This is a genomic window from Luteimonas sp. YGD11-2 (genome assembly GCF_004118975.1).
In the GTDB taxonomy this organism is placed as follows: Bacteria; Pseudomonadota; Gammaproteobacteria; order Xanthomonadales; family Xanthomonadaceae; genus Luteimonas; species Luteimonas muca.
Map to the genome: position 1 here is coordinate 1,539,118 of NZ_CP035376.1, position 12,552 is coordinate 1,551,669.

Here is a 12,552-nt window from a genome sequence, read left to right on the forward strand (position 1 = left end):
GTTCTCCGGAATCTGTGGTCGGCGATGCGATCGTGCCGGCGCGCCTGGCGCGCCGGGCCCGATCAGTTCCGCAACGGCTTGCCCGTCTTGAGCATGTGGCCGATGCGCGCCTGGGTCTTTTCCTGCTGGGCCAGCTCGACGAAGTGGGTCCGCTCGAGCCGCAGCAGCCACTCCTCGTCCACCAGTGCGCCACGGTCGATGTCGCCGCCGCTGAGCACCGTGGCGATGCGGGTCGCGATCTCGTCGTCGTAGGGGCTGATGAAGCGGCCTTCGAGCATGTTGACCAGCAGCATCCGGAAGGTGCTGATGCCAACGTCGCCGGCGGCCTGGATGCGGCGGGCCGGCATTGGTGGCCGGTAGCCGCCTTCCGCCAGCGCGCGCGCCTCGGCCTTTGCCACGTGCAGCAGCTCGTGGGCATGGAACACGATGCGGTCATTGGCGCGTAGCAGGCCCAGTTCCTTCGCCTCGAGCGCCGAGGTCGACACCTTGGCCATCGCCACGGTCTCGAAGGTCTTCTTCAGCTCCGCGAACACATCGCCACCCGGCCCCGCGGCCTGCGACGCGCGCACGGCCAGTTCCTTCAGGCCACCGCCGGCCGGCAGCAGGCCGACGCCGGCTTCCACCAGCCCGATGTAGCTCTCGAGGTGCGCGACCGTGCGCGCCGAGTGCATCTGGAATTCGCAGCCACCGCCCAGCGCCAGGCCACGCACTGCCGCGACCACCGGCACCAGCGCGTACTTGATCCGCTGGCTGGTCGCCTGGAAGTTCGCCACCATCGCCTCGAACGCGTCGACCTTGCCGGCTTGCAGCAGGCCCAGCGCACCGGCCAGATCGGCGCCGGCCGAGAACGGTTCCTTCGGCTGCCAGATCACCAGCCCCTGGAAGTCACGTTCGGCGATCGCCACCGCTTCCTGCAGGCCGTCGAGCACCTGGTCGGAGACCGTGTGCATCTTGGTCTTGAACGACACCACCGCAATGCCGTCGCCGTCGTGCCACATGCGCACACCGTCGTTCTCGAACACGGTCGTGCCCTGGTCGAACGACTCGCCAAGCACCGGATCCGGGAAACGCTGGCGTCCGTAGACGGCGAGCGTCGAACGTGGCACCACCGCGTCCCGGCCCGGGCTGTAGCTGCCCTCGGCCGAATGCACGCCTTCGCGCCCGTCCAGCACCCACGCCGGCAGCGGGGCATCACTCATGGCCCTGCCGGCGGCGATGTCGTCGGCGATCCACTGCGCGACCTGCGTCCAACCCGCGGCCTGCCAGGTCTCGAACGGCCCGAGCGACCAGCCGTAGCCCCAGCGGATCGCCAGGTCGACGTCACGCGCGGTCTCGGCAATATCGGCCAGGTGGTAGGCGCTGTAGTGGAACAGGTCGCGGAACACCGCCCACAGGAAGCGCGCCTGCGGGTGCTGGCTTTCGCGCAGCTTCGCGAACTTCTCCGCGGGGTTCCGGGTCTTCAGGATCTCGACCACCTCGTCGGCCGCCTTGCGGTCGGCCGGGCGGTAGTCCTGTTGCCCGAGGTCCAGGACGTGGATGTCCTTGCCGATCTTGCGGAAGATGCCGGCACCGGCCTTCTGGCCCAGCGCACCCTTTCCGATCAGTGCCTGCAGCCAGTCCGGCGCCTGGAAATAGCGGTGCCACGGGTCGTCCGGCAGGGTGTCGGCCATGGTCCGGATCACGTGGGCCATGGTGTCGAGGCCGACCACGTCGGAGGTGCGGTAGGTCGCCGACTTCGGGCGGCCGACCAGCGGTCCCGTCAGCGCGTCCACCTCGTCGAAGCCGAGGCCGGCTTCGCGGGTGTGGTGGATCGTCGCCAGGATCGAGAACACGCCGATCCGGTTGCCGATGAAGTTCGGCGTGTCCTTGGCATACACCACGCCCTTGCCGAGCTGGGTCGTCAGGAAGGTTTCCAGGCCTTCCAGCACCGAGGCGTCGGTGGTGTTCGCCGGGATCAGTTCGGCCAGGTGCATGTAGCGCGGCGGGTTGAAGAAGTGCACGCCGCAGAAGCGGTGGCGAAGCTGCTCCGGCAGCACATCGGCCAGCGCGTTGATGCCCAGGCCCGAGGTGTTGGACGCCAGCACCGCGTGGTCGGCCACGAACGGCGCGATCTTCCGGTACAGGTCCTGCTTCCAGTCCATCCGTTCCGCGATCGCTTCGATCACCAGGTCGCACCCGCGCAGTTGCTCAAGCCCGGTGTCGTAGTTGGCCGGCGTGATCGCCGCAGCCAGTGCCTTGCTCGCGAGCGGGGCAGGGCTGAGCTTGCCGAGGTTGGCGATCGCCTTCAGCACCACGCCGTCGGCAGGACCTTCCTTGGCTGGCAGGTCGAACAGCACCGTATCGATGCCCGCGTTGGTCAGGTGGGCGGCGATCTGGGCGCCCATGACGCCGGCACCCAGCACCGCTGCGCGACGGACAAGCAGTTTCTCAGACATTGTTCCCAACTCCTTGATATGTAACGGTAGCGACGCACGGTGGAGACCGGGCGCCGGTGCGGTCAGCTGCGAAAACCTGCGGCGGCGAAGCAGATCAGCTCCGCGGCGGCGCGGCGTCGATGGGTGTCCTCGTCCACCCCGGGCGGGCGGCGGATCAGGCCGAAGTCGGCCATGGCATAGGTGAGCGCGCCGCCGAGGAAGTCCAGTCGCCAGTAGAGCTGCGCCTTGGCCAGTCCCGGCACGCACTCGGCAATCGCACGGGCGAATTCGCGCTGTACATGCCCGTAGCGCTCGGACAGGAAGCCGCGCAGCCCATCGTTCTGCTCGGCGTATGCCCGGGCGATCACCCGGATGAACGCACCACCCCCGTTGCGGCCGGCCGCCAGGGCCAACGCTGGTTCGACGAATGCGGCAAGGATCGCCTCCAGCTCGCCGGGGCGGTCGCGCCGCGCGTCTTCGAGCATCGACAGGCGATGGCCGCTCATCTCGTCCATCCGGCGGCGGAAGACCTCGTTGACGAGGTTCTCCTTGCTCCCGAAGTGGTAGTTCACCGCCGCAATATTGACGTCGGCGCGGCTGGTGACCTGGCGGAGGGAGGTCGCGCCAAACCCTTGCTGGGCGAAGAGTTCTTCCGCCGCGCCGAGGATGCGTTCCTTGGTCGAGAACTGGGTGGACATGGGCTCACATGATCAAACGCTTGTTTGGATGTTAGGTGCCAGCCTGTCCAGCGGTCAAACGCGGGGCGCCGACGCGGCAGGGCAGCTACTAATGCAGGTGCTTTTCGGCTAGAATCCGCCACAGCCAGATCGGCTAAACCCGCGCGCTGACGCGGGTTTTTCCATGAAACCCAATTTACGGTCGCCGTTCGCGCGACCCTTATCCCCGGAGATCGTCCATGGCGCTGGAGCGCACCCTGTCCATCATCAAGCCCGATGCCGTCGCCAAGAACGTCATCGGCGAGATCTACAGCCGTTTCGAGAAGGCCGGCCTCAAGGTCATCGCCTCGCGCATGACCCAGCTGTCGCGCAAGGAAGCCGAGGGCTTCTACGCCGTGCACCGCGAGCGCCCGTTCTTCAACGCGCTGGTGGAGTTCATGATCTCCGGCCCGGTGATGATCCAGGTGCTCGAGGGCGAGGGCGCGATCGCCAGGAACCGAGAGCTGATGGGCGCGACCAACCCGAAGGAAGCCGCAGCCGGCACGATCCGCGCCGACTTCGCCGACTCCATCGACGCCAACGCCGTGCACGGTTCGGATGCCGCGGAGACCGCGGCGGTCGAGATCGCCTACTTCTTCGCATCGACCGACGTCCACGCGCGTTGAGTTGCACCGCCACGGACTGCGCGGCCTCCAGCCGCATGGTCCGTGGCAACACCCCGCTTACGAATTCTGGAATCCAGTGACCGACTCCGCCACCAGGCAGAACCTCCTCGAGCTCGACCGCGAAGGGCTCGAGCTCTTCTTCGTCGAGACCCTCGGCGAGAAGCGCTTCCGTGCGCATCAGGTCATGAAGTGGATCCACCACCGGCACGTGACCACGTTCGAGGAGATGACCGACCTCGGCAAGGCGCTGCGCACCAAGCTCGAGACGCATTCCGAGATCCGCGTACCGGCGATCCAGTTCGACAAGCCGTCGGTCGATGGCACCCACAAGTGGCTGGTCGGCATGGATGGCAGCAATGCCATCGAGACGGTGTTCATTCCCGACAAGGGCCGCGGCACGCTGTGCGTCTCCTCGCAGGTGGGCTGCGCGCTGAACTGCCAGTTCTGTTCCACGGCCACCCAGGGCTTCAATCGCAACCTGTCGACGGCGGAGATCATCGGCCAGGTGTGGATCGCGGCGCGCCATCTCGGCAACGTGCCGCACAGGCAGCGCAAGCTCACCAACGTCGTGATGATGGGGATGGGCGAGCCGCTGATGAATTTCGACAACGTCGTACGCGCGATGAGCGTGATGCGCGACGACCTCGGCTATGGCCTGGCCAACAAGCGGGTGACGCTGTCCACCGCCGGCCTGGTGCCGATGATCGACCGGCTCGGCGAGGTGAGCGACGTCTCGCTCGCGGTGTCCTTGCACGCGCCCAACGACGAACTGCGCACCCGGCTGGTTCCGCTCAACAAGAAATATCCGATCGCCGAACTGATGGATGCCTGCGTGCGCTACGCGCTGCGCAGGAAGGGTGAGTCGGTCACCTTCGAATACACGCTGATGAAGGGCGTCAACGACCAGCCCGAGCACGCGCGCGAACTGGTGGCGCTGCTGCGCGCGTTCGATCGCGCGGTGCAGATGAAGGACGCGGCGAAGATCAACCTGATCCCGTTCAATCCGTTCCCGGGCACGCGTTACGCGCGGCCGGACGACGAGGTGATCCGCGCGTTCCAGAAGCAGCTCAACAACGCCGGCATGATCGCGCCGGTGCGCCGCACCCGTGGCGACGACATCGATGCCGCGTGTGGCCAGCTCAAGGGCCAGGTCGCGGACCGCACCCGCCGCCAGGCCGAATTCAGGAAGCAGCTGGAAGCACAGGGAAATGCCGATGCGGCCGCCTGAGGCAGTCGTACGCATTTTCTTCCTTGCGGCCGCGGTCGCGCTTGTCGCCACCGGTTGCTCCCGCCTCACCTTCATCAAGGCCGATGCCAGCCGCGGCAAGACCCACCAGGTGGCACCCGACTACAGCTTCCGCACCACCGCCGACGACCGCCGTCGCACCGAGGCCGCCGCGCACGTGGGTCGCGCCGACCGCGCGCTGGTTGCAGGGGAGTTCGACGCCGCCGTGGGTCATGCGCGCGACGCCCTGCGGGTGGATCCGAAGTCCGCCGATGCGCTGACGCTGCTGGCGCTTGTGGAGTCTCGCAGGGGACAGGCCGGCGCCGCGGGGGAGTACTACCGCCGCGCCGCGGACGCGGCGCCCGACAACGGGCTGGTGCTCAACAACTACGGCGCGTGGCTGTGCGGGAACGCACGGGCCGCCGAGGCGATGGTGTATTTCGACCGCGCGATCGCGGACCCGCGTTATGGCCGGGTGGCCGACGCGCTGGCCAACTCCGGCGCCTGCGCGGAGGCCGGCGGGCAACCGGGCAGGGTGGAGCGCGACCTGCGGGTCGCCCTGGATCTGGACCCGGCCAACAGCGTGGCATTGTCAGCAATGGCCGAATACCAGTACCGTAGTGGCCGTTTTCTCGAAGCACGGGCGTTTTCCGAGCGCCGCCTCGCGGCAGCGCCTCCAACACCCGGTGCGCTTCTACTTGCGTCACAGATTGAAACAAGCCTCGGCGACATGGCCGCCGCCGAACGCTATCGTCAGCGCCTGGAAACGGAATTTCCGCGCGCGCTGTCCGAATCATCCGGGGAAAGCAGTCAGCTATGACATCTGCAGCGAATCCAGGCCACTCTGATGGCCACGGGGACCGCCTGCGGGACGCCCGCCAACGTGCCGGCCTGAGCGTGGCCGACGTCGCGTCAAGGATGCGTGTACCCGCACGGGTGGTGGAATCGCTCGAATCGTCCGACTGGAGCAGGCTGGGGGCGCCTGTCTTCATTCGTGGCCAGATCCGCAGCTATGCGCGCGTGCTCGGGGTGCCGGCCGACAGCCTGCTGCCGCCGGAGGCGCAGCAGCCGCTGGAGCCCTCGCGGCTGCAACCGCGCACCTATACCTCCCCGCTGCAGCGCTATGTCGAGCAGGCGGCGCGCAAGGTGGTGTACGTGGTGATCACCGCCGCGATCGCGGTGCCGGTGTGGATGGTCACCCGCCAGCACGTCGACAGCGGTGGCCAGGCCGTGATCGCGCTGGACGTCGATCCGTCGAGCATGGGCGACGGCACCGGTACGCCGTCGCCGGCGGCCACCGCACGCACGCCGCAGCGCCCACTGGTGGCGTCGATGGCACCTCCGGTGCAGCGCGGCGCGCCGGCCCTGCCGGCCACGCCGCAGTCGCTCTCGCTGGAGTTCCGCGGCGACAGCTGGGTGCAGGTGATCGGCCCGGATGGCCGCGAAATCGAGCAGGCGCTGTTGCGCGCCGGTGATTCCCGCAGTTACGAGCCCGGCCAGGTCGGCCGCGTGGTGCTCGGCAACGCGGGTGGCGTCGAGGTCCGCCGCAACGGCGAGATCCAGGATCTCGACGGATTCAAGCGGGCGAACGTGGCCCGCTTTGAGGTATCCTCCGACGGCTCGCTCACGCCGGTCACGGAGTGATCCGCACGCCCGCGGGGCGTATCCCACCGGCCCGCGTGCACATGCGGGCCCCATAGAAGAACAACAGGTCGCACGTCCCGCGTGCGGCGAGAGACAGCATGGCGATCGACGATCTTCCGGACGAACACGAACAGGGTGAACGCGTCCGTACCTGGCTGCGCGAAAACGGCTTCGGCATCCTCGCAGGCATCGTGGTGGCATTCGCGCTGGTGGGCGGCTGGCGCTGGTGGCAGGGCAACCAGCACGCCAAGCGCGTGGACGCCGGCATGACCTACCAGCGCATGGTCGCCGATCTGGCGGGTGGCGATCTCGCCGACGCCCAGCGCCAGGTCGCGGCATTGCAGGGCGGCAGTTACGGCGTGCTCGCCGCGCTGGACCTCGCACGTGCGCAGGTGGAGGCCGGGCAGCACGAGGCGGCCATCCAGACGCTGCAGGGCGCGGATGCGAACGACCCCGCACTCGAACCCATCCGCCGCCAGCGACTCGGCCTGTTGCTGATCGACGCCGGGCGCGCCGAAGAGGCTGTTGCCCTGCTGCGCGATGCAAGCGATGCCACCGGGCTGGAAACACTGGGCGATGCCCACGCCGCGCTCGACCAGGACGCCGAGGCCCGCACGGCGTATACGCGCGCCCTCGCGCAGACCGACGTCGCCTCTCCCGGCCGCGGCCTGATCGAAATCAAGCTCGCTGCCGCAGGCGGCGAACCGACCCCCGACGAGGCCTCTTGATGAAGTCTGCCAAGCGTTCTGCCGCGTTGCGTGGCGCGATCCTCCTTCTGGGCGCCGTTGCGCTGAGCGGCTGCGGCACCGTCCGCGGCTGGTTCAGCGACGACGACGACAAGCCCAACACCACCGATCCGGCGCCGCTGGTCGAGTTCACCGCCACTGCCACGCCCACCCGGATCTGGACCGCGAACGCGGGCAAGGGCGAGGGCCGCATCGGCGTGCGCCAGGCGCCCACAGTCGGCGATGGCCGCGTGTACGCCGCGGCCGTGCGCGGTGGCGTGCGCGCGATCGACCTGCAGAGCGGGTCGCAGGTGTGGCATTACCCGTCCGACATGCGGCTGTCCGGCGGCCCCGGACATGGCGAAGGCCTGGTCGTGGTGGGCGGGCTGGATGGCGAAGTCATCGCGCTGGACGCGGCCACCGGTGCCGAGCGCTGGCAGGCCCAGGTCGGCAACGAGGTGCTGGCCGCACCGGTGATCGGGCAGGGCACGGTGATCGTGCGCTCCAACGATGGCCGGGTGACCGCGTTCGACGCCGCCACCGGCGCGCGGCGCTGGTTCTGGGTGCGCGAGCTGCCGACGCTGACCGTGCGCGGCCACGGCTCCGCGCTGCTGGGCCCGGGTGTGGTGTTCGTCGGCAACGATGACGGCACCATGGTCGCACTGAGCATCGCCGACGGCCGGGTGCTGTGGGAGCAGCTGGTCGGCCCGCCCGACGGGCGCACGGAGCTCGAGCGCATGGCCGACATCGACGGCACGCCGGTGCTCGACGGCACCGCGGTCTTCGCCACCAGCTACAAGCGCACCACCATGGCCATCGACGGTCCGACCGGTCGCCCGCTGTGGGTGAGCGATCGCGGCGGCTCCGGCCGCGTCGGCCTGGCGCCGAACCTGCTGGCGGTGTCCGACCCGGCCGGTACGGTGTGGGGTCTCGACAAGCGCAGCGGATCGGCGATGTGGCAGCAGGACGGGCTCGCCCGTCGTGACCTCGGCTCCGCGGTGGTCCATGGCGACTACGTCGTGGTCGGCGATTACGACGGTTACCTGCACTGGCTGCAGCTCGACAGCGGGCAGTTCGCCGCCCGCGCCCGGGCCGGCCGTGATGCCCTGCGTGGCACACCGGTGGTGGCCGACGGGATCCTCGTGGTCCAGAACGTCGACGGCGACCTGAGCGCCTGGCGCATCGGGCAGTAACCCCGCCTCGCGCCCCTCCGGATCCTGCGCGCGAGCGTCAGGATCCCTAAGATGGTCATCGGCCGCATCGCTGCGGCCGATGCCGTTTCCATCTCCCGTCTTTTTCGCGGATTGCCCACATGCTGCCTCTCGTCGCCCTGGTCGGGCGCCCCAACGTCGGCAAGTCGACGCTGTTCAACGCGCTCACGCGGACCCGCGATGCGCTCGTGCACGACGAGCCGGGGGTCACCCGCGACCGCAACTACGGCATCTGCCGGCTGATGCCGGAGCGTCCGTTCGTGCTGGTCGACACCGGCGGTATCGGTGGCGAGGAGGAAGGCCTTGCCGGCGCCACCGCGCGGCAGTCACGTGCCGCGGCCGAGGAAGCCGACCTGGTGCTGTTCGTGGTCGATGGCCGCGAAGGCCCGTCGTCGCTCGACGACGAACTGATGCAGTGGCTGCGCCGGCATTCGCGGCCGACCCTGCTGGTGGTCAACAAGACCGACGGCATCGATGCGCGCCAGGCCATCGCCGAGTTCTCGCGCTACGGCTTCGAAGACGCCACCGCGGTGTCGTCCGCGCACCGGCTCGGCCTGGACGACCTGCTCGACGACGTGCTCGAGCGCTTGCCGGAGGAGGGTAGCGGCGAGGTCCTGGACCAGGATCCGGAGCGCGTGCGCATCGCCTTCATCGGCCGTCCGAACGTCGGCAAGTCGACCCTGGTCAACCGCCTGCTGGGCGAGGAGCGGATGATCGCTTCCGACGTGCCCGGCACCACCCGCGACTCGATCGCCGTGGACATGGAACGCGACGGCCGCCTGTACCGGCTGATCGATACCGCCGGCATCCGCCGCAAGGGCCGGGTCGAGGAGGCGGTCGAGAAGTTCTCGGTGATCAAGACGCTGCAGGCGATCGAGGAATGCCAGGTCGCGGTGGTGATGCTCGACGCCAACGAAGGTGTCACCGACCAGGACGCCACCGTGCTGGGTGCGGTGCTCGATGCCGGCCGTGCGCTGGTGGTCGCCGTCAACAAATGGGACGGCCTGACCAGCTACCAGCGCGAGCAGGTGGAAGCGCTGCTGTCGCGCAAGCTGACCTTCGCGCCCTGGGCCGAAAACGTGCGCATCAGCGCGGTACACGGCTCCGGGTTGCGTGAACTGTTCAAGGCGATCCACCGCGCGCACCTGTCGGCCACGCGCGAACTCGGCACCTCCGAGGTCACCAAGGCGCTGGAGGCGGCCTATACCGCGAACCCGCCCCCCACCGTGCGTGGCCACGTGCCGAAGCTGCGCTTCGCGCACCCCGGCGGCACCAATCCGCCGACCGTGGTGATCCACGGCAGCCGCCTGAAAACACTGCCGCAGAGCTACCACCGTTACCTGGAAAACTTCTTCCGCAAGCGCTTCAAGCTGGTGGGTACGCCGGTGCGGTTCGTGTTCAAGGAAGGCGACAACCCCTACAAGGACCGCAAGAACGAACTGAGCGATCGCCAGGTCGCCCAGCGCCGGCGCCTGATGCGCCACGTCAAGCGGAAGTGACCGCGGCACGATGATGTCCGCGCGCGACGAGTTCCCGACCCGCGTGGCGTACGGCGAGGCCTGCCGGCTGATCGACGCGGTCGCGGCGACGTATCGCCTGCCCGTCGGGCGGCTGCCGCTGGCGCGCGCGCATGGTCACGTCGTCGCCGAAGACGTGCATGCGGTGCTGCCGCAGCCGCCATTCGACAACGCGGCGATGGACGGCTTCGCCTACCGGCGTGCGGACATCGCTCTCGCGGCCGATACGGGCCTGCTGCTGGTCGGCGACCGGTTCGCCGGGCCGGTGTCGCAGCTGGCGGTGGCGCCGGGCGAGTGCGTGCGCATCACCACCGGCGCTCCGCTGCCGCCCGGCGCCGACAGCGTGGTGATGAAGGAGGACGTGTCGCTGGTGGACGGCCACGTGCGGATTCCACGCGGCGAAACCGCGGGTCGCTACGTCCGCCGCGCCGGGGAGGACTGCAGCGTCGGTGACCTGCTGGTGGCCCAGGGTGACGTGCTGACCGCCACGCGCCTGACCCTGTGCGCCGCCCAGGGCATGACCGGCGTCGCGGTGCGCCGGCGCCCGACGGTTGCCGTCTTCACCACCGGTGACGAACTGACCGAGCCGGGCATGCCGCTCGAGCCGGGGATGATCTACAACGCCAATCGCGTGCAGCTGATGGCGCTGCTGCGCGAAGCCGGTCTCGAGCCGACCGCGTGGCCGACGCTGCCGGACGATCCCGGCCAGACGTACTCGGCGCTGTTGCATGCAGGCCACGCCTTCGATCTGGTGCTGACCTGCGGCGGCGTATCCGCCGGCGAGAAGGACCACCTGCCGCGCCTGCTGCGCGAGCGGGCGCGCATCGTGTTCTGGAAAGCGCGCCTGAAACCCGGCATGCCGGTGCTGCTGGCGGAAGGCGGGTCGCTCGGCAACGCGCTCTTCCTGTGCCTGCCGGGCAATCCGGTTTCGGTGCTGGCCACCTGGCTCATGCTGGGGCGTCGGCTTACCGACGGCCTGCAGGGCCGGGTGGCGCGCCCGCTGCGCAGTGCGCGGCTGTCGCGCGACTGGGACAAGCAGCACGAGCGCCTGGAGTTCCTGCGCGGCCGCCTGCGCGATGACGGCGACGGCCTGCTCCATGTCGAGCCGAACCCGGCCGATGCCTCGCACCGGATGCGCGCGGCGGCGGATTCCGACGCGCTGATCGTGCTCGACGAGGGCGCCCGGCACTACCCGGCGGGCACGCCGGTCGGCGTCATCGCGTATTGAGCCGCGGCGGGTCCGCCCGGCAGGGGCCCGTGTCGCTTACCGGTGGTTGCGGCGGCGCGGGCGATAATCGGGCAATGAGCATCGAGGAAATCACTCCGCGCGAGGCGCTGCGCCGCCAGCGCGCCGGCGCGCGGCTTGTCGACGTGCGTGAACAGCACGAGCGCGAGCTGGGAATGGCGGATGGCGCCACCGGCATCGCCCTGGGCGAGCTGGCTGCGCGCATCGCCGGGGCAGCACCGGACGCCGGTGACGAACTGCTGCTGATCTGCCAGTCCGGTGCGCGCTCGCTGCAGGGTGCGCAACGGCTGCAGGCGCTGGGTTACCGCCGGATTGCGTCGGTCGCCGGGGGCACCAGCCGCTGGCAGGCCGAAGGGCTGCCGATGGCGGCGCCGGCCGCGCATGTCGACCCCGATTTCCACGAGCGCTATGCGCGCCACCTGCGCCTGCCCGAGGTGGGCGTGGAGGGGCAGCGACGGCTCGAACGCGCGCACGTGATGATGGTCGGCGCCGGCGGCCTGGGCTCGCCGGCGGCGTACTACCTGATCGCCGCCGGTGTGGGCCGGCTGCGTATCGTCGACGACGACGTGGTGGACCGCAGCAACCTGCAGCGGCAGATCCTGCATACCGACGCGCGCATCGGCCATGCCAAGGTCGCATCGGCCGCGGCCGCCCTGTCGGCGCTCAACCCGCGCGCACGCATCGAACCGGTGGCCGAGCGCGTCACCAGCACCAATGTCGAAGCGCTTCTCGAAGGTGTCGACGTGGTGATCGACGGTGCCGACAACTTCCCGGTGCGCTATCTGGTCAACGATGCCTGCGTGAAACTCGGCAAGCCGCTGGTCTACGGCGCGGTGCACCGCTTCGAAGGCCAGACCAGCGTGTTCGACACCGGCGGCCGCCGCGGCGAGGCACCGTGCTATCGCTGCCTGTTCCCGGAGCCGCCGCCGCCCGAAGCCGCGCCCAACTGTTCCGAGGCCGGCGTGCTGGGGGTGCTGCCCGGCGTGATCGGCCTGCTGCAGGCAACCGAGACGCTGAAGCTGCTGCTGGGCATCGGTGAGCCGTTGCGCGGGCGATTGCTGCACTTCGATGCGCTGGCGATGCGTTTCCGCGAGACGCGGCTTGCTGCCGACCCCGACTGTCCGCTATGCGCGCCGGGGCGCGCGTTCCCGGGTTATATCGATTACGCGGCGTTCTGCGCCGGCGGGAGCTGAGCGCCAGCGCCTGTCGGCGTTCTTCACGACGGCAT

General features: G+C 69.4%; 11 protein-coding genes. 9 read left to right on the plus strand and 2 right to left on the minus strand.

What is annotated here, in order from left to right:
• Positions 1-62: 62 nt before the first annotated feature.
• Positions 63-2,435, minus strand: a complete 2,373-nt coding sequence (locus ERL55_RS06970) for a 3-hydroxyacyl-CoA dehydrogenase/enoyl-CoA hydratase family protein (protein ID WP_129135787.1) — start codon at positions 2,433-2,435, stop codon at positions 63-65.
• 62 nt (positions 2,436-2,497) lie between these two features.
• Complete coding sequence (locus tag ERL55_RS06975; RefSeq protein ID WP_129135788.1) at positions 2,498-3,112, minus strand: TetR family transcriptional regulator; 615 nt, start codon at positions 3,110-3,112, stop codon at positions 2,498-2,500.
• 218 nt (positions 3,113-3,330) lie between these two features.
• On the opposite strand from ERL55_RS06975, the gene ndk reads away from it, so the two are divergent.
• From ndk to moeB, 9 genes are all read left to right on the plus strand, one after another.
• Entirely contained in the window at positions 3,331-3,756 is a 426-nt protein-coding gene (gene ndk / locus ERL55_RS06980; protein WP_129135789.1) for a nucleoside-diphosphate kinase, read from the plus strand.
• Between the two features lie 76 nt (positions 3,757-3,832).
• A complete protein-coding gene (rlmN, locus tag ERL55_RS06985; protein WP_241685864.1) occupies positions 3,833-4,984 on the plus strand; it encodes a 23S rRNA (adenine(2503)-C(2))-methyltransferase RlmN in 1,152 nt (383 codons plus the stop codon).
• A complete protein-coding gene (pilW, locus tag ERL55_RS06990) occupies positions 4,971-5,801 on the plus strand; it encodes a type IV pilus biogenesis/stability protein PilW (protein WP_129135791.1) in 831 nt (276 codons plus the stop codon). The genes rlmN and pilW overlap by 14 nt, the downstream gene beginning before the upstream one ends.
• Entirely contained in the window at positions 5,798-6,625 is an 828-nt protein-coding gene (locus ERL55_RS06995) for a helix-turn-helix domain-containing protein (RefSeq protein WP_129135792.1), read from the plus strand. The genes pilW and ERL55_RS06995 overlap by 4 nt, the downstream gene beginning before the upstream one ends.
• Positions 6,626-6,723: 98 nt before the next feature.
• Complete coding sequence (locus ERL55_RS07000; RefSeq protein ID WP_129135793.1) at positions 6,724-7,353, plus strand: tetratricopeptide repeat protein; 630 nt, start codon at positions 6,724-6,726, stop codon at positions 7,351-7,353.
• Complete coding sequence (gene bamB, locus ERL55_RS07005) at positions 7,353-8,543, plus strand: outer membrane protein assembly factor BamB (protein WP_129135794.1); 1,191 nt, start codon at positions 7,353-7,355, stop codon at positions 8,541-8,543. Before ERL55_RS07000 ends, bamB begins: the two co-directional genes overlap by 1 nt.
• A gap of 119 nt (positions 8,544-8,662) precedes the next feature.
• Positions 8,663-10,060: a ribosome biogenesis GTPase Der gene (gene der / locus ERL55_RS07010; protein ID WP_129135795.1), complete on the plus strand. Its 1,398-nt coding sequence runs from the start codon at positions 8,663-8,665 to the stop codon at positions 10,058-10,060.
• Between the two features lie 13 nt (positions 10,061-10,073).
• On the plus strand, positions 10,074-11,306 hold the full coding sequence (glp, locus tag ERL55_RS07015; RefSeq protein ID WP_129137247.1) for a gephyrin-like molybdotransferase Glp: 1,233 nt from the start codon (positions 10,074-10,076) through the stop codon (positions 11,304-11,306).
• Between the two features lie 74 nt (positions 11,307-11,380).
• A complete protein-coding gene (gene moeB, locus ERL55_RS07020; RefSeq protein ID WP_129135796.1) occupies positions 11,381-12,517 on the plus strand; it encodes a molybdopterin-synthase adenylyltransferase MoeB in 1,137 nt (378 codons plus the stop codon).
• The last annotated feature ends 35 nt before the right edge of the window (positions 12,518-12,552 follow it).